The following is a 17,145-nucleotide window of genomic DNA, read 5'->3' as shown; positions in this document are numbered from 1 at the left end:
CTCAGCTGATCGACCAGCGTTCGGTCAGCACGCCCAGCGCCCCCAGCGCCACCGCCGCGGCGGTGGTGGTGCGCAGCACCGTCGGGCCCAGCCGCACCGCTTTCGCACCGGCTGCGATCAACGCGTCGAGCTCGCCGTCGCTGATCCCGCCTTCCGGCCCCACCACCAATAGGATCGAATTCGATTGTGCCACCGGCAGTTCAGCCAGCGGCCGATCGGCGGATTCGTGCAGCGCCAGCACCAGCCCACCGGCGCCCACGCGGTCGGCGACCTGCGCGACAAGCGCCTTGGTCACCACCGGCCCGCCGATCTCCGGGATGTAGGCGCGGCGCGACTGCCGGGCGGCCGAGCGCGCCACCGCACGCCAGCGGCGCAAGCCTTTCTCGGCGCGCTCGCCGTCCCAGCGCGCGACGCAGCGGTCGGCCTGCCAGGCGATGAAGTCGTCGGCGCCGGCCTCGGTGGCCAGTTCGATGGCCAGTTCCGAGCGTTCTGATTTGGGGATGCCTTGTGCGACAGTCACTGTCGGGCTGGGTCGTGGCGCTGTCCAGGATTCGAGCACCCGGGCAGAGAACCCGCGCTTGCTGGTCTCCTCGACCTCGCAGCGGGCCAGTGACCCGTCGCCGTCGGAGAGCACGAGCACTTCACCGGGCCGGATGCGCCGCACGGTGGCGGCGTGAAAACCCTCGTCACCCTCGACGACGACACGCTCCCCGACCGCCGCAATGGCGTCGGCGTAGAACAGGGTGTCGGCCACGGAAGCCGGGGCCTAGCGGCCGCTGAAGGTTTCGCGCAGCCGGCTGAAGATCCCGCCGGTGTTGCCCGCCGCGGCGTGCGTGGACTTGACCTCGGGTTCGGCGTGGCTTCGCGTCTTGAATTCGGAGAGCAGTTCCTTGGCCCGCGCGTCGAGCTTGCCGGGCACCGTCACCTCGATGTGCGCGTGCAGGTTGCCGCGCACGCCGGAACGCAAGTGCGGCATGCCATGTCCGCGCAACGTGGTCACCGAGCCTGGCTGCGTGCCGGGCGCGATCGTGATCTCGGTCAGCCCGTCGAGGATGGCGTCGACGGTGACCGTCGTGCCGAGCGCGGCATCGACCATCGGCACCGAGACGGTGCAGTGCAGGTCGTCACCGTCGCGGATGAAGATGTCGTGCTGCTGCTCGTGGACCTCGACGTACAGATCGCCGGCCGGGCCACCGCCGGGGCCGACCTCGCCCTGGGCGGCCAGCCGGACCCGCATGCCGTCGCCGACACCCGCGGGGATCTTCACGCTGATGTCACGGCGGGCGCGCACCCGGCCGTCGCCACCGCACCGGTGACACGGGTCGGGGATGACCTCGCCGACGCCGCGGCAGGTCGGGCAGGGGCGGGAGGTCATCACCTGGCCGAGCAGCGAGCGCTGCACGGTCTGCACCTCGCCGCGGCCGCCGCAGGTATCGCAGGCGGTCGGCGCGGAATCGCCGTGGGTGCCCTTGCCCTGGCAGAGGTCGCACAACACCGCGGTGTCGACGGTCACCTGCTTGGTCACGCCGGTCGCGCACTCCGACAGGTCCAGCCGCATCCGCAGCAGCGAATCCGAACCCGGGCGCACCCGGCCGATGGGGCCGCGGGATCCGCCGCCACCGCCGAAGAAAGCCTCGAACACGTCGCCGAGACCGCCGAATCCGCTGAATCCGTTGCCGGCCGCGCCCGCGCTCTCCAGCGGGTCGCCACCGAGGTCGACGATGCGGCGCTTCTCCGGATCGGACAGCACTTCGTAGGCGGCGCTGATCTCCTTGAACCGGTGCTGGGCTTCCTCGTCGGGGTTGACGTCGGGATGCAGCTCGCGGGCCAGCTTGCGGTAGGCACGCTTGATCTCCTGATCGCTGGCGCCGTGGCTCACCCCGAGTAAGCCGTAGTAATCCCGTGCCACACTTGACCTTTCGAAATCCTGCCGGTTATCCGGCCCGGTGTCCTAGGACATCGCCGATGTACATCGCAACAGCCGCGACATTGGCAATCGTTCCCGGATAGTCCATTCTGGTCGGCCCCAAGACACCCATGCCGCCGTAGACGGTGCCCGAGCTGCCGTAGGTCGTGGTCACCACCGAAGTGCCGACCATCTGTTCGGCCTCGGTCTCGTGGCCGATCCGCACCGTGACCTTACCCGCTTCCTGCTGGGCGGCCAGCAGCCGAAGGACCACCACCTGCTCCTCCAGTGCTTCCAGGATCGAGCGCAGCGACCCGCCGAAGTCGGCGGTGTTGCGGGTCAGGTTGGCGGTGCCGCCCATCAGGAGGCGTTCCTCGTTGTGTTCGACGAGTGACTCCAGCAGCACGGTCGCCGAGCGGCCGACCGCGTCACCCAATCCGCCCGAGCCGTCGAGCCGCGCGGCCAGGTCGGCCACCGCGGCCGAGGCCGCCGCGAGCCGCTTGCCCTCGAGCGCCTGCCCGAGCAGTTCGCGCAGCTGCGAGAGCTGGTGATCGTCGATGGTGTCGCCCAGTTCGACCATCCGCTGGTCTACCCGACCGGAGTCGGTGATGACGACCATCAACAGCCGGGCCGGCGTGATCGCCACGATCTCCAGGTGGCGCACGGTCGAGGTGGAAAGCGTCGGGTACTGGACGATCGCGACCTGGCGGGTCAGCTGGGCCAGCAGCTTCACCGCGCGGCGAAGCACGTCGTCGAGGTCGACCCCGGACTCCAGGAACTGCATGATCGCGCGACGTTCCGAGGACGACAGCGGCTTGACGTCGTCGATGCGGTTGACGAACTCCCGGTAGCCCTTCTCGGTGGGCACTCGTCCGGAGCTGGTGTGGGGCTGGGCGATGTAGCCCTCCGCCTCCAGCACGGCCATGTCGTTGCGCACGGTGGCACTCGATACGCCCAGGTTGTGACGGTCGACGAGGGCCTTGGAGCCGATGGGCTCCTTGGTCTCGACGAAGTCGGCGACGATCGCACGAAGCACCTCGAAGCGACGGTCGTCGGCACTTCCCATGTGATCCACCTCCAAGTCGGCTCCATTTTACGGTCAGTATCAGCTCACTTAGCACCCACGCGCGCCGAGTGCTGACGTTCGGGCCGCCAGGGACTAGCCTTGCTCGAATGGTGATGCGGAGTCGGGGGGCTGCGCGCGGGGTTACGACCCGATGATCTTCAAGGGCGTTCGGGAGGGCAAGCCGTATCCCGAGCATGGCCTGACCTACCGCGACTGGTCGCAAATCCCCCCGCGACAGATCCGCCTCGACGAATTGGTCACCACGACAACGGTGCTCGCGTTGGACCGTCTGCTCTCGGAGGATTCGACCTTCTACGGCGATCTGTTTCCGCATGCGGTCAAGTGGCGTGGCGTCGTCTACCTCGAAGACGGTCTGCACCGGGCGGTCCGCGCCGCCCTGCGTAATCGCACTGTGCTGCACGCCCGGGTCTTCGACATGGACGGCGAGACCAACGGCCAGTACCCGAGTTAATCGAGCACGTCGCGCACCACGGCGTCGGCCAGCAACCGCCCGCGGTCGGTGAGCACCAGCCGGTCACCGGAGCGGATCAGCAGACCACCGGCCACCGCATCGTCGGCCCGCCGTTGCTCGGATTCCGTCAGCGCCGCGAGCGGCAGGCCCGTGCGCAACCGGATCTGCAGCAGCACGTTCTCGATGTGGCGGGCGTGGGCGTCGAGGCGCTCGAACTCCGCGACCGGCACCTGACCACCGGCCAATGTCTCGGCGTAGGCGCTGGGGTGCTTGACGTTCCACCAGCGGGTGTCGCCGACGAACGCGTGCGCGCCGGGCCCCGCACCCCACCACTGCCCGCCGTTCCAGTAGCCGATGTTGTGCCGGCATTCGGCGCCGGGACGGCTCCAGTTCGACACCTCGTACCAGCTCAGTCCGGCGGCAGACAGCCGCTGGTCGAGCAGTTCGTAGCGGTGCGCGAGCACGTCGTCGTCGGGTGCGTCGATCTCGCCGCGGCGCACCCGGCGGGCCAGCGCGGTGCCGTCTTCCACCACCAGCGCATAGGCCGACACATGGTCGACGCCCGCGGACAGCGCCGCGTCGACCGAGCGCAGCAGATCGTCGTCGGACTCCCCCGGCGTGCCATAGATGAGGTCGATGTTGAGGTGCTCGAATCCGGCCTCGGTCGCCTCGGCGGCGGCGTGCAGCGCCCGGCCCGGGGAATGTGTCCGGTCCAGCACCGCCAGTACCCGCGGGGCAGTGGACTGCATGCCCAGCGACACCCGGGTGTAGCCCGCGCCGCGGATCTGGTCGAAGAACTCCGGCGACGTCGACTCCGGGTTGGCCTCGGTGGTCACTTCCGCCCCCGGGGCCAGCGTGAAACTGCTACGCACCGCGTCGAGCACCTCGCCCAGCCCAGCCCCACCGAGCAGCGACGGGGTGCCGCCACCGACGAACACCGTGTCGACCGGTACCGGACCCACCCGCTCAGCGGCCAGTTCGAGCTCGGTGCGCAGTGCGGTCAGCCAGCCCTGCGGGGACGCGCCACCCAGCTCGGCGGCGGTATAGGTGTTGAAGTCGCAGTAGCCGCAGCGGGTCGCGCAGAACGGCACATGGACATAGAGGCCGAACGCCGTGCCGGGCGTCAGGGCGAGCACCGGCAGGGCGGCCTGCGCGGGACGGACCGACATCGCTCCAGTGTCCCAGAGCCGACTTTCGCTCATCGCGAGCCGAAATTTGGCCCGGTTAGAGCTATTGACGCGGTTCGTGGCACAATGGCCGACATGTCTGCCCCCCAGAACCTGCGCCGTGTGGCACTGGTGGCTCGGCGGCATGTGGATTTCAAGCGCGTCTGTACCTGTTGTTGTCTGGCTTGACGCCGTAGACCCGCCCACCTGTACTTCAGCTGGCCGACCGGATCTGCGCCGCCGGAAACAGCCCACCGGTGGATTCGCGCGATTCGAACGCCAGCTCCTTGACATCGAGGAGCACATTTCATGAGTCAGCCGACCAAGGCGGCCAAGTCACGCAATGAGGGCCAGTGGGCCCTCGGCGACCGCGAACCGCTCAATCCCAATGAGCAGTTCAAGAAGGAAGACGACGCGCTCAACGTCCGCGACCGCATCGAGAACATCTACGCCAAGCAGGGCTTCGAGAGCATCGACAAGACCGACCTGCGCGGCCGGATGCGCTGGTGGGGTCTGTACACCCAGCGCAAGCCCGGCTACGACGGCACCTGGACCGGTGACGAGAACACCGACATGCTCGAAGACGAGTTCTTCATGCTCCGGGTGCGCAGTGACGGCGGCGCGCTGACCACGGCCGCCCTGCGCACGCTCGGCGGCATCTCCACCGAGTTCGCCCGCGACACCGCCGACATCAGCGATCGCGAGAACGTGCAGTACCACTGGATCCAGGTCGAGGACATGCCGGAGATCTGGCGCCGGCTCGACGAGGTCGGCCTGCAGACCACTGAGGCGTGCGGCGACTGCCCGCGTGTGGTGCTGGGTTCCCCGTTGGCAGGCGAATCGCTCGACGAGGTCATCGACGGCACCCCGGCGATCGACGAGATCGTCAAGCGCTACATCGGCAAGCCGGAGTACTCGAACCTCCCGCGCAAGTTCAAGACCGCCATCTCCGGTCTGCAGGACGTCGTGCATGAGGTCAATGACGTCGCCTTCATCGGCGTCGAGCACCCCGAGCACGGTCCCGGTTTCGACCTGTGGGTCGGCGGCGGACTGTCCACCAACCCGATGCTGGGTCAGCGCGTCGGCGCCTGGGTGCCGCTCGACGAGGTGCCCGACGTCTGGGAGGCAGTCGTCAGCGTGTTCCGCGACTACGGCTACCGCAGGCTGCGGGCCAAGGCGCGGCTGAAGTTCTTGGTCAAGGACTGGGGTGTTGAGAAGTTTCGTGAAGTTCTCGAGACCGAGTACCTGAAGCGACCCCTGATCGACGGACCCGCGCCCACACCGGTGACCCGTCCGATCGACCACGTCGGGGTGCAGAAGCTCAAGAACGGCCTCAACGCCGTTGGCGTGGCACCGATCGCCGGACGGGTGTCGGGCACGATCTTGACCAAGGTCGCCGACCTGGCCGAGTCCGTCGGCTCCAATCGCGTTCGGTTCACGCCGTACCAGAAGCTGATCGTCCTCGACGTCCCCGACGACAAGGTCGAGGAGCTGCGCAGCGGGCTGGATGCCCTCGGCTTGCCGTCGACGCCTTCGCACTGGCGGCGAAACCTGATGGCCTGCACCGGCATTGAGTTCTGCAAGCTGAGCTTCGCCGAGACTCGGGTGCGGGCTCAGAGCCTGGTGCCCGACCTCGAGAAGCGTCTCGAGGACCTCAACGCCACGCTGGACGTACCGATCACCGTCAACATCAACGGCTGCCCGAATTCATGCGCCCGCATCCAGGTCGCCGACATCGGGTTCAAGGGCCAGATGGTCGACGACGGTAACGGCCCCGAGGAGGGGTTCCAGGTTCACCTCGGCGGAAGCCTGGGTCTGGACAGCGCCTTCGGCCGCAAGCTGCGCCAGCACAAGGTGCTCTCGACCGAACTCGGCGACTACATCGAGCGAGTCGTCCGAAACTTCGTGAAACAAAGAAGCGAGGGTGAGCGTTTCGCCCAGTGGGCTGTACGGGCAGAGGAAGAGGACTTGCGATGAGCATTGGGGTGGATCGAGTGACCGAGGCCGAGCTGCGGGAGCTGGCGGCGAAAGGCGCTGCCGAGCTGGACGGCGCAAGCGCGGTCGAGCTGCTGGCATGGACCGAAAAGCATTTCGGCGGCGAATATGTCGTGGCCTCCAACATGCAGGACGCGGTGCTGGTCGATTTGGCCGCGAAGGTGCGCCCCGGCGTGGACGTGCTGTTCCTCGATACCGGTTACCACTTCGCCGAGACGATCGGCACCCGCGACGCGGTCGAGGCGGTCTACGACATTCATGTCGTGAACGTCACACCCGAGCACAGCGTGGCCGAGCAGGACCAGTTGCTGGGTAAGGATCTGTTCGCCAGCAACCCGGGTGAATGCTGCAGGCTGCGCAAGGTGACTCCGCTGAGCAAGGCGCTGCAGGGCTACACGGCCTGGGTCACCGGGATCCGCCGGGTGGAGGCGCCGACCCGCGCCAACGCGCCGCTGATCAGCTTCGACGAAGGCTTCAAGCTGGTGAAGATCAATCCGCTGGCCGCGTGGAGCGACGAGGACATGGACGCCTACATCCAGGCCAACGGCGTGCTGGTGAATCCGCTTGTCGAGGAAGGCTATCCGTCGATCGGCTGCGCGCCGTGCACGGCCAAGCCGCTCGAGGGCGCCGACCCGCGCAGCGGACGCTGGCAGGGTCAGGCGAAGACAGAATGCGGGCTCCACGTTTCGTGAGGCTGATCCTCACCGCACACGGCAGCGCCGATCCGCGTTCCGCGGCCACCACCCACGCGGTGGCCGATCAGGTGCGCGCCCTGCGCCCGGGGCTGGATGTGGGAGTGGCGTTCTGCGAGCAGAACTCGCCGAATCTGGCTGACGCTCTGCGCACGCTGGACGGTCCCGCCGTCGTCACCCCGCTGCTGCTCGCGAGTGCCTATCACGCCCGCACCGACATCCCGGCGATGATCGCCGACGCCGGCGCCGACGTGATCCAGGCCGACACCCTGGGCGAGGATCCACGCTTGCTCGCGGTTATGCGGGAACGATTGGCGCAGAACCAGATCCACAATTTCGAGCGCGGGCTTGGGGTGCTGATCGTCGCGGTCGGCTCCTCGCACCCCGCGGCCAACGCTCGCACCTCGGCGCTGGCGGACACGCTGGCTCGCGGCACCCGGTGGTCCGGCGTGCAGGTGGCCTACGCCACCGGACCGGCGCCGTCGGTGCGTGACGGCGCCGAGATCCTGCGCGGCCAGGGCGCCCGGCGAATCGTCGTGGCGCCGTGGTTCATTGCGCCCGGACGGATCACCGACCGAGTCGCGGCCATTGCCGATGCCGAGGGTATGTCGATGGTCGACCCGCTGGGCGCGCACCCGCTGGTGGCCCAGACGGTGCTCGACCGGTTCGATGCGGCGGTGGCCGCGCGGGCCGCGGCAGCCTAACCCGCGGCGACCTGAAGTTCGCCGGCGATCGGCGGTACCCGGGTGGCCCGAACGTACACGGAGTCACCCTCTTTCAGCCCCAACGCCTCGGCGTCGCCGCGGGTGATCTGGGCGGTGAACGGCGCACCGTTGGTGGCACTGGTCAATTCCACCCGCACCTCGAAGCCGAGATATACGACCCGGTCGATGGTGGCCCGGGTGACACCGGTGGACTCAGCCGTGCCGTCGCCGGCCGCGATCGCCATCTCCGGATTGCGTCCGACCCGAATGTCGTGCGGGCGCACCAGGATTCCGTTGAGCGCCGACACCGTGCCGAGGAAGGACATCACGAAGGCGTTGGCCGGGCTGTCGTAGACGTCGGTCGGTGAGCCGACCTGTTCGACGCGCCCCTTGTTGAGAACGGCGATCCTATCGGCGACGTCCAGCGCCTCGGCCTGGTCGTGGGTGACGAGCACAGTCGTGACATGGACTTCGTCATGCAACCGGCGCAGCCACGCCCGCAGATCCTCGCGGACCTTGGCGTCCAGCGCACCGAACGGCTCGTCGAGCAGGAGCACCTCCGGGTCCACGGCCAGCGCGCGGGCCAGCGCCATCCGCTGGCGCTGACCACCGGAAAGCTGGTTGGGATAACGGGTTTGGAAGCCGGCGAGGCCGACGACCTCGAGCAGACTGTCCACCTTGTCCTTGATCTCGGCCTTCGGCTTCTTGCGGATCTTGAGGCCGAACGCCACATTGTCCCGGACGGTCAGGTGCTTGAAGGCTGCGTAATGCTGGAAGACGAAGCCGATCCCGCGCCGCTGGGGCGGCACATTGGTGACATCGCGACCGTTGATCGTGATGGTGCCGGTGTCAGGCTGGTCCAGCCCGGCGATGGCGCGCAACAGGGTGGACTTGCCCGAACCACTGGGCCCCAACAGGGCGGTCAACGACCCGGCGGGCACCACGAAATCGACGTTGTCGAGGGCCGCGAACTCGCCGTAGCGCTTGTTGGCGCCGGTGACGGTGATGGCATTGGTCATGAGAGTCGTTCTCCTCGTTGGATTACTCGCTGGCCTTGGCGCGGCGGGCGTCCAGGATCACCTGGACAACCAGCACCAGCACCGCAACCACCATCAACAGCGTCGAGACGGCGTAGGCGCCATATTCGGCGCCGCGGCTGTAGCGGTCGGACACCAGCAACGTCAGGGTCTGAGACGTGCCGGGCAGATTGGACGACACCATGATCACCGCGCCGTACTCGCCGAGAGTACGAGCGATGGTGAGCACGACGCCGTAGGTCAGGCCCCAGCGGATCGACGGCAGGGTGATCCGCCAGAACGTCTGCCACCAACTGGATCCCAGCGTGGCGGCCGCCTGTTCCTGGTCGGTGCCGAGCTCATGCAGAACCGGCTCGACCTCGCGGATCACGAACGGGACGGTGACGAAGATGCTCGCCAGTACGATGCCCGGCAACCCGAAGATGATTTTGAATCCGAGGCTGTTCTCGACGAACCCGAACAGTCCGGCGCTGCCCCACAAGAGGATCAGTGCCACACCGACGACCACCGGCGACACCGCAAACGGCAGGTCGATGACAGCCTGCAGCGCGGACTTGCCTCGGAACCTGTTGCGGGCCAGCACCAATGCGGTCGGAACCCCGAAGATCACGTTGAGCGGCACCACGATCGCGACGACGAGCAGCGACAGTTGCAACGCCGAGATCGCGGCCGGTGTGGTGATCGAATCGACGAACGCACCGAACCCCGGCGCGAACGTACGCCACAGGATCAGGCCGACGGGCACGAGTACCAGCACCCCGATGTACGCCAGTGCGAGGTAGCGGGTGAGGTAGCGGACGACAGGCGACAGGATCATTTCTCCAGCTCCTCCCGTTTGGCCGCGCGTGAACCAACCGCCCGCAACACCAGCAGCACGAGGAACGAGAGCACCAGCAACACAATGGAAATCGCCGCGGCACCGGTCCGGTCGTCATTCTCGATCAACGTCCGGATCCACTGAGAAGACACCTCGGTCTCGCCTGGCACCGCACCGCCGATCAGCACCACCGAACCGAACTCGCCGATCGCGCGTGAAAACGCCAGCCCCGCACCGGACAACAGAGACGGCAGCAATGCGGGCAGCACCACTTTGGTGAAGATGACGAAATTGGTCGCCCCCAGCGAGGCCGCGGCCTCCTCGACCTCACGGTCGAGTTCGAGCAGCACCGGCTGCACGGAGCGAACCACGAACGGCAGGGTGACGAACAGAAGCGCCACGCCCACACCCCATTTGGTGTGTTGCAGATGCAGGTCGATCGGGCTGTTGGGTCCGTAGAGCGCCAGCATGACCAGGCTCGCCACGATGGTCGGCAACGCGAACGGCAGGTCGATGACGGCATCGACCAACCGCTTGCCCACGAAGTCGTCGCGGGTCAGCACCCATGCCACGAGCAGCCCGAACACCGCGTTCACCAGGGTGACGCCGATCGAGATCGTCAGGGTCACCCGGAACGACTCGAGTGCGGCGTTGGAGGTGACCGTCAACCAGAACGCGTGCCACCCGCCCTTGGCCGACTGCCACACGATCGCGGCCAGCGGGAGCAGGACGATGACGCTCAACCAGATCGACGCGGCACCAACCCGAAGCGAGGTGGTGCCGTGGCGGCGAGCCGCAAAACCGGGCGGCCCGCCCGAGTCACCACCGGTGAGCTCGGGCCGGACCGCCTGCGGATTTGGCGTGGTAGCTGCTGTCATCCAGTTGCCTGCTTGTAGATCTTCGTGATCGAACCATTGTCCTTGTCGAACAACGCCGGATCCACTGTGCTCCATCCGCCGAGGTCGGCGATAGTCCAGAGCTTCTGCGGGGTCGGGAAGTCGGTGGCGAAATCGGCGGCCACCGCGGGATCGACCGGACGGAACCCGGCCTGCGCCCAGATCTTCTGGCCCTCCGGGGTGAACAGGTAGTTGTTCAGCGCGGTCGCCTTGTCCACGTGGGCGCCGGTGGTCACCACCGCCACCGGATTCTCGATCTTGAACGTCTGCGGCGGGTTGATGTGCTCGACCGGCTTGCCCTGCCGCTCGGTGTTGATGGCCTCGTTCTCGTAGCTGATCAGAACGTCACCGGTGCCCTGCAGGAACACGTCGGTAGCCTCCCGGCCGGAGCCCGGACGGGTCTTGACGTGCTCGGTCACCAGCTTGGTGACATAGTCCAGGCCGGCCTGGGCGTCCTGACCGCCGTTGCTCTTCGCGGCGTACGGCGCGAGCAGATTCCATTTGGCCGATCCCGAGCTCAGCGGGCTCGGAGTGACGACCTCGATACCGGGCTGCAGCAGGTCGTCCCAGTCCTTGATGTTCTTCGGGTTGCCCTTGCGGACGACCAGCGAGACGACCGAGCCGAACGGGATGCCCTTGGTGGTGGACTTGTTCCAGTCGGCGGCGACCTTGTTCGCCTTGACCAAGCGGGTGACGTCGGGCTCGACCGAGAAGTTGACGATATCGGCGGGCTTGCCGTCGACCACACCGCGCGACTGATCACCGGACGCGCCGTAGGAGGTCGTCACCGCGACGCCCTTGCCTTCCGGGGTGGCGGCGAAGGCCGGGATGATCTTGCTCCAGCCGGGCTCGGGCACGGCATAGGCAACCAGGGTCAGAGTGGTGTCAGCCTTCGGCTGGTCGCCTCCGCCTGCGACGTCGCTCGAGCCACCACCGCAGGCAGCGAGCACCGTTGCGGTCGTCGCGAGCGCGACTGCAGCGCTCCACCGGCGAGCGGAGATGTGGATCTTGGGCATTGCTGGCCTTTCTCATTGCGGGGGTTACGGGCGAATCGAGCCCCGTCGCAACGGAATGGCGATGTTCGACAAACGAATGCAGGAACCATCACCGACACCAAACCGCGGACGGGCAGGGGTGTCAGCGACAACAAGCAACATCAGCAACGGCCAATGTACCGACGGCAATAAGGGCCAAGATATGGCCCTCGCCGTAACCGGTCGCCGAATGCATGGCGGGAAGCTTAACAGAGATTTTTTCGACAACCAGCCGGGGTATCAGCGGTTGATCAGCCACACCACGACGACGAGGAGCAGCAGCGCCACCAGCGCCAGCGTCACGCGTGAACGCGGCATCCCACTCACCGCATCCGCCGGTCAGCGTGGCGCAGGCGCCGCAACACCCGGATGCCGTTGCCGAGGATCACGTCGATGACCATCGCGATGGCATAGGCGAGCAATAAAACCACGGGCATCACGATGATCGTCTGAAGGACGAAACCGAGCCCGGAGAGCCACAGTTCGACACCGTCCCACCAACTCAACAGCCCCTGCACGCAACCAGCGTATGCCGCCCGTGTCACCACGTTGTCACCGGCGGTAACAGCAAAGCCACGGATCGGTGCATAAGTAGACGCCACGCAGCCGGGCGGTCGATGATGTCCCCATGGTTCTGCAAGCCCAGCCGGCCGGCGAGGACACTGAAAAAGTGTCGTTCAACGCAGCCCCGCCGCCGCTGTCCGCAACCGCCCCGGTGCCGTACGCCTCGCCCGCTTCGCTGCGGAACCCTTTTCCGCCGATCGCCGACTACGGGTTTCTCTCCGACTGCGAGAACACCTGCCTGATCTCCTCGGCGGGTGCGGTGGAGTGGCTGTGCGTCCCGCGGCCGGACTCCCCCAGCGTGTTCGGGGCGATCCTGGACCGCGGTGCCGGGCATTTCCGGTTGGGGCCCTACGGGGTCTCGGTGCCTGCCGCTCGTCGCTACCTGCCCGGCAGCCTGATCCTCGAGACCACCTGGCAGACCCACACCGGCTGGCTGATCGTGCGCGAAGCCCTGGTCATGGGGCCGTGGCACGACATCGACACCCGGTCCCGGACGCACCGACGCACGCCGATGGACTGGGATGCCGAGCACATCCTGCTGCGCACCGTGCGCTGTGTGAGCGGCACCGTCGAGGTGGTGATGAACTGCGAGCCGTCCTTCGACTACGGCCGGGTCAACGCCACCTGGGAGTACTCGGCGAACGCCTACGGTGAGGCGATCGCGCGGGCCAGGAAGGATCCTGACGCCAACCCCACGCTGCGGCTGACCACCAACCTGCGTATCGGTCTCGAGGGCCGCGAAGCCCGCGCCCGCACCCGCCTCAAGGAGGGCGACAACGTCTTCGTCGCCCTGTCCTGGTCCAAGCACCCGTCGCCGCAGACCTATGAAGAGGCCGCCGACAAGATGTGGCAGACCAGCGAGGCGTGGCGGCAGTGGATCAACATCGGGGACTTCCCCGACCACCCGTGGCGGTCTTACCTGCAGCGCAGCGCGCTCACGCTCAAGGGTCTGACGTATTCGCCGACCGGCGCACTGCTGGCCGCCTCGACCACATCACTGCCCGAGACGCCGCAGGGCGAACGCAACTGGGACTACCGCTACGCCTGGGTGCGTGACTCGACGTTCGCGTTGTGGGGCCTCTACACCCTCGGCCTGGACCGCGAGGCCGACGACTTCTTCGCGTTCATCGCCGACGTGTCCGGCGCCAATAACGGTGAACGGCACCCGCTGCAGGTGATGTACGCCGTCGGCGGGGAGCGCGAGCTGGTCGAAGAAGAGCTCCACCACCTGTCCGGCTACGACAACGCCCGTCCCGTGCGCATCGGCAACGGTGCCTACAACCAGATGCAGCACGACATCTGGGGCACGATGCTCGATTCGGTGTATCTGCACGCCAAATCCCGCGAGCAGATCTCCGATCAGCTGTGGCCGGTGCTCAAGGAGCAAGTCGAAGAGGCCATCAAGCACTGGCGCGAACCCGACCGCGGTATCTGGGAGGTGCGCGGCGAGCCGCAACATTTCACCTCGTCAAAGGTGATGTGCTGGGTGGCGCTGGATCGCGGCTCCAAGCTGGCCGAACTGGTCGGCGAGAAGAGCTACGCCCAGCAGTGGCGCGCGATCGCCGAAGAGATCAAGGCCGACATCCTGACGCACGGGGTCGACGAGCGCGGGGTGCTCACCCAGCGCTACGGCGACAACGCGCTGGACGCGTCGCTGCTGCTGGTCCCCCTGGTGCGGTTCCTGCCGTCGGACGACCCGCGGGTGCGGGCCACCGTCATCGCGATCGCCGACGAACTCACCGAAGACGGCCTGGTGCTGCGCTATCGGGTCGACGAGACCGACGACGGCCTGTCCGGCGAGGAGGGCAGCTTCACGATCTGCTCGTTCTGGCTGGTGTCGGCGCTGGTCGAGATCGGCGAGGTCAGCCGCGCCCGGCACCTGTGTGAACGGCTGCTGTCCTTCGCCAGCCCGCTGCACCTCTACGCCGAGGAGATCGAGCCGCGCACCGGCCGCCACCTGGGCAACTTCCCGCAGGCGTTCACCCACCTGGCGTTGATCAACGCCGTCGTGCACGTCATCCGCGCCGAAGAGGAGGCCGACAGCACCGGCGTGTTCCAGCCGGCCAACGCACCGATGTAGGCGGATGGCCTACCGATAGGCAGATGTAATCAGCCGAGCCGCTCGGCCATCAGCTTCGCTTCGGCCCGCTCGAGCAGGGCCGTGGCCGCCACCGCGTTCGTCGCGTCGTCCCCCAGAGCGCTGGACAAGGCCTGTGCCCATTGCCGCCGGAGCCGCGTGAGATTCTCCGCGGCTCGATCGGTCGGAAACAGATTGATGCCCCTGGCGTCGTGCGGGTCGGCGCGCCGTTCGACGAAACCGCGGCCTTCCAGCGCCCGCAGCGCGGTGGACATGTTGCTGCGCTGCAGACCGGTTGCCCGCGCCAGGTCACTGGGCGTGACACCCGGGTGGCGGTCGATGTGCCGCATCACGTGGGCTTCTGACGCCGTCAGCTCGACGACGTCGGCGTAGAGGTGAAGCCGAAGCTCTCGACTCACCCCGATGATCGCCTCGGCCAGATCGGCCAGCGCACTGTCCATGGACAAATCGTATCGCACTAGTTATGATTCGATAGTTATTTTTTCATAACTATCTGATCGAGGATCATTCATGACGACCGTCGTCCAGCCCACCGAGGCGCAACACCGCGAGGCCGCGATTTCGCCGTGGCTGCTGGTCGTGCTCGCCCTGCTGAGTGCGGTCGCGCCGGTGGCCACCGATCTCTACTTGCCGGCATTTCCGGAGATGACTGCCGAACTGCAGGGCAGCGCGACCGCCGTTCAGCTCACGCTCACGGCGTTCCTGCTCGGACTGACCTTCGGACAGCTGACGTTCGGCCCGCTCTCCGACCGGCTCGGCCGGCGCCGCCCCCTGCTCGTCGGCGCGCTGCTGTGCGTCGTCGCCAGCGTGGTCGCGGCCACCGCACCGAATATCGGCATCCTCATCGCGGCCCGGTTCGCCCAGGGCTTCACCGGCGCGGCGGGCATGGTGATCGGCCGCGCCGTTATCGCCGACCTCACCGGCGGAAAGACGGCCGGGCGGGCGTTCAGCCTGATGATGATCGTCGGCGGTGTCGCGCCGGTGATCGCACCATTCGCCGGCGGGCTGCTGGTCGAGCCGCTCGGCTGGCGCGGCATTCTCTGGGTGGTCTGCGCCATCGCGGTGGCCATGCTGGTCTCGATCGTGGTGGTGGTTCGTGAGTCGCACCCCGTCGAGCGACGAGATCAACTCAAAGCCGATGCTGCACAGGGTATCTCGCCGTGGTCGGCGCTGCGGTCGCGCACCTACCTCGCCAATACGCTTGCCTTCGGTTTCGGCTTCTCGGTGATGATGGCCTACATTTCGGCCTCACCATTCGTCTACCAGGTGATGGTGGGGCTCACGCCGATGCAGTACGGCATCGCCTTCGGCGTCAACGCACTCGGCATGATCACCGTCAGCGCGGTGTCCTCACGGCTGACCCAAACCGTCTCCAGCGCCAGGCTTCTCGGTGTCGGGTTGGTGGTGACCGTCGCGGCGACGCTGACTCTGCTCACGCTGGTGCTCACTGGCGCTCCGGTGTGGTTGATCACGATTCCGATCTTTGTGGCGGTCGCGTGCCAGGGCCTGATCCTCGGCAATGCCACCGCGCTCGCGTTGTCGGCTGTCCCCCGTGCGGCCGGATCCGGCTCGGCAGGCCTGGGCGCTTTGCAGTTCGGGCTCGGCGCCGCGGTCTCACCGCTGGTGGGCCTCGGCGGCGAGCACACCGCGCTGCCGCTGGCCGTGGTGATGGTGGCGGTCTCGGTCCTGGCGCTGACGGCGTATCTGGTGGGCCGGCGGGTCAGCTGACCAGCGGCCGCCCGAGCGGCAGAAGCAATCACCGTGCTTCGATATCTTGTCCCAGGGTGTAGCGATACGAACCATGACGCCTATGAGCTATCGAACCGGCATCGGCCTTGGCGGCATCGCACGGGCACTGGCGGCCATCGCGGGTCCCCCTGACGACGCAGTGCCCCATCAGGCTGAGCGAGTCGCCGCCTGGGCGGATCTGCTCGCGACACGGGCCAATCTTTACGATCCGAATGTCGGTGCCCTGCAGAGATTTTGACGGATGCTACTTCTTGCCCGCGTTCTCGAGCATCGCCGACGCGATGCTCTGGGCTTCGTCGTCGATCGAGTTGCTGCACGCCCACGCTTCGATGACGACATTGGCCGCCGACGTCAGCGCGTGCTGACAGCCCCAGCCGCCGGCGTTGCGCTGATTGGACTGCTGGGTCAGGATGTCGCCAGATACGTTGGCCTCGTCGATCTTCCAGGTGGAGTGCACGTCGGAGTTGTCGATATCGATCGACGTGCCACCACACTTCTCCCAGGACGTCCTGGACGCCTCGACGAACTTCTGCGCCTTCTCCGCTGACGGGTAGAGCACCGCGATCTGTTCGACCCAATGTTCATTGTCGGTCGAGGGCTCCTGCAGCACCTCGTCGCGGACGGCCGTCCAGTCACTGCCGTGGTAGACCAATTCCTCGGCGCCGTAGATCGCGCCAAGACAGTCGACGTCCGATACCCCGTCGGAGTTGTCGCTCATGCTCTGCGAGGACGCGGTCACCCGAATCCCGGTCGCTCCCATGACCCCGTTGACTTGGCCGGCATTGAGCAGCACCCCGTCCAGATCAGACTCGGTGAGCGTGGGCACGGTGGAGGATGTGGGTCCGCCGGCCTGACCACGCAGCGCGGTGCCACCGACGGTCGACACACATCCGGACAGCAACGCGCCGGCCAGGACGGCGGTACAGAGCATCGGCGCGCAGCGGTTCAC

Annotated in this window: 19 protein-coding genes; 7 read left to right on the top strand and 12 right to left on the bottom strand. The window is 67.2% G+C overall.

From position 1 onward, the window contains the following. Window position 1: 1 nt before the first annotated feature. From EV580_RS31640 to hrcA, 3 genes are read right to left on the bottom strand one after another with little or no spacing between them, the layout of a single operon-like run. Window positions 2–754 (bottom strand): 16S rRNA (uracil(1498)-N(3))-methyltransferase, encoded by a 753-nt coding sequence (locus EV580_RS31640; RefSeq protein ID WP_133696725.1) that lies wholly within the window; start codon window positions 752–754, stop codon window positions 2–4. Between the two features lie 12 nt (window positions 755–766). Continuing rightward, window positions 767–1,909: a molecular chaperone DnaJ gene (gene dnaJ / locus EV580_RS31635; protein ID WP_133696723.1), complete on the bottom strand. Its 1,143-nt coding sequence runs from the start codon at window positions 1,907–1,909 to the stop codon at window positions 767–769. Window positions 1,910–1,934: 25 nt separating this feature from the next. Continuing rightward, complete coding sequence (hrcA, locus tag EV580_RS31630; protein ID WP_133696722.1) at window positions 1,935–2,972, bottom strand: heat-inducible transcriptional repressor HrcA; 1,038 nt, start codon at window positions 2,970–2,972, stop codon at window positions 1,935–1,937. Window positions 2,973–3,123: 151 nt separating this feature from the next. Between hrcA and EV580_RS31625 the strand changes: the two genes are divergently transcribed. Beyond that, complete coding sequence (locus EV580_RS31625; RefSeq protein WP_133696720.1) at window positions 3,124–3,444, top strand: type II toxin-antitoxin system VapB family antitoxin; 321 nt, start codon at window positions 3,124–3,126, stop codon at window positions 3,442–3,444. On the opposite strand, the gene hemW is transcribed toward EV580_RS31625, so the two are convergent. Next, the gene (hemW, locus tag EV580_RS31620) at window positions 3,441–4,613 is read right to left on the bottom strand and encodes a radical SAM family heme chaperone HemW (protein ID WP_133696718.1); all 1,173 of its coding nucleotides are present in this window, start codon (window positions 4,611–4,613) and stop codon (window positions 3,441–3,443) included. The two genes, EV580_RS31625 and hemW, sit on opposite strands and share 4 nt — an antisense overlap. A gap of 306 nt (window positions 4,614–4,919) precedes the next feature. On the opposite strand from hemW, the gene EV580_RS31615 reads away from it, so the two are divergent. Genes EV580_RS31615 through EV580_RS31605 form a run of 3 tightly spaced genes read left to right on the top strand, consistent with a single transcriptional unit; the run spans window position 4,920 to window position 8,001 of the window. After that, entirely contained in the window at window positions 4,920–6,587 is a 1,668-nt protein-coding gene (locus EV580_RS31615) for a nitrite/sulfite reductase (RefSeq protein WP_133696716.1), read from the top strand. Then, complete coding sequence (locus EV580_RS31610; protein WP_133696714.1) at window positions 6,584–7,297, top strand: phosphoadenylyl-sulfate reductase; 714 nt, start codon at window positions 6,584–6,586, stop codon at window positions 7,295–7,297. Before EV580_RS31615 ends, EV580_RS31610 begins: the two co-directional genes overlap by 4 nt. Continuing rightward, window positions 7,294–8,001, top strand: a complete 708-nt coding sequence (locus EV580_RS31605) for a sirohydrochlorin chelatase (protein WP_133696871.1) — start codon at window positions 7,294–7,296, stop codon at window positions 7,999–8,001. The genes EV580_RS31610 and EV580_RS31605 overlap by 4 nt, the downstream gene beginning before the upstream one ends. Here EV580_RS31605 and EV580_RS31600 read toward each other — a convergent pair. From EV580_RS31600 to EV580_RS31580, 6 genes are all read right to left on the bottom strand, one after another. After that, window positions 7,998–9,020 carry a sulfate/molybdate ABC transporter ATP-binding protein gene (locus EV580_RS31600; RefSeq protein WP_133696712.1) on the bottom strand — a complete coding sequence of 341 codons (1,023 nt, stop codon included), beginning with the start codon at window positions 9,018–9,020 and terminating at the stop codon, window positions 7,998–8,000. The two genes, EV580_RS31605 and EV580_RS31600, sit on opposite strands and share 4 nt — an antisense overlap. Before the next feature lie 22 nt (window positions 9,021–9,042). Then, entirely contained in the window at window positions 9,043–9,855 is an 813-nt protein-coding gene (cysW, locus tag EV580_RS31595; RefSeq protein ID WP_133696710.1) for a sulfate ABC transporter permease subunit CysW, read from the bottom strand. Then, on the bottom strand, window positions 9,852–10,733 hold the full coding sequence (cysT, locus tag EV580_RS31590) for a sulfate ABC transporter permease subunit CysT (protein WP_133696708.1): 882 nt from the start codon (window positions 10,731–10,733) through the stop codon (window positions 9,852–9,854). Before cysT ends, cysW begins: the two co-directional genes overlap by 4 nt. Continuing rightward, a complete protein-coding gene (locus tag EV580_RS31585) occupies window positions 10,730–11,767 on the bottom strand; it encodes a sulfate ABC transporter substrate-binding protein (RefSeq protein WP_133696706.1) in 1,038 nt (345 codons plus the stop codon). Before EV580_RS31585 ends, cysT begins: the two co-directional genes overlap by 4 nt. Before the next feature lie 121 nt (window positions 11,768–11,888). After that, on the bottom strand, window positions 11,889–11,981 hold the full coding sequence (locus EV580_RS34550; RefSeq protein WP_353619869.1) for an Ms4533A family Cys-rich leader peptide: 93 nt from the start codon (window positions 11,979–11,981) through the stop codon (window positions 11,889–11,891). Window positions 11,982–12,108: 127 nt separating this feature from the next. Beyond that, entirely contained in the window at window positions 12,109–12,303 is a 195-nt protein-coding gene (locus EV580_RS31580) for a hypothetical protein (RefSeq protein ID WP_133696704.1), read from the bottom strand. Window positions 12,304–12,413: 110 nt separating this feature from the next. On the opposite strand from EV580_RS31580, the gene EV580_RS31575 reads away from it, so the two are divergent. Further along, window positions 12,414–14,429, top strand: a complete 2,016-nt coding sequence (locus EV580_RS31575) for a glycoside hydrolase family 15 protein (protein ID WP_255525390.1) — start codon at window positions 12,414–12,416, stop codon at window positions 14,427–14,429. Between the two features lie 29 nt (window positions 14,430–14,458). Here EV580_RS31575 and EV580_RS31570 read toward each other — a convergent pair whose 3' ends face one another. Beyond that, window positions 14,459–14,887: a MarR family winged helix-turn-helix transcriptional regulator gene (locus EV580_RS31570; RefSeq protein ID WP_133696703.1), complete on the bottom strand. Its 429-nt coding sequence runs from the start codon at window positions 14,885–14,887 to the stop codon at window positions 14,459–14,461. A gap of 70 nt (window positions 14,888–14,957) precedes the next feature. Here EV580_RS31570 and EV580_RS31565 point away from each other — a divergent pair, with 70 nt between their 5' ends. Together EV580_RS31565 and EV580_RS33975 are read left to right on the top strand one after the other, a co-directional pair. Next, on the top strand, window positions 14,958–16,175 hold the full coding sequence (locus EV580_RS31565) for a multidrug effflux MFS transporter (protein ID WP_133696701.1): 1,218 nt from the start codon (window positions 14,958–14,960) through the stop codon (window positions 16,173–16,175). Window positions 16,176–16,257: 82 nt separating this feature from the next. Beyond that, entirely contained in the window at window positions 16,258–16,434 is a 177-nt protein-coding gene (locus EV580_RS33975) for a hypothetical protein (RefSeq protein WP_166654967.1), read from the top strand. 6 nt (window positions 16,435–16,440) lie between these two features. On the opposite strand, the gene EV580_RS31560 is transcribed toward EV580_RS33975, so the two are convergent. Further along, on the bottom strand, window positions 16,441–17,145 hold the full coding sequence (locus EV580_RS31560) for a sensor domain-containing protein (protein ID WP_133696699.1): 705 nt from the start codon (window positions 17,143–17,145) through the stop codon (window positions 16,441–16,443).

This window comes from Mycobacterium sp. BK086, assembly GCA_004362315.1.
In the GTDB taxonomy this organism is placed as follows: domain Bacteria; phylum Actinomycetota; class Actinomycetes; order Mycobacteriales; family Mycobacteriaceae; genus Mycobacterium.
This window is presented reverse-complemented; position numbering and strand designations above follow the sequence as displayed.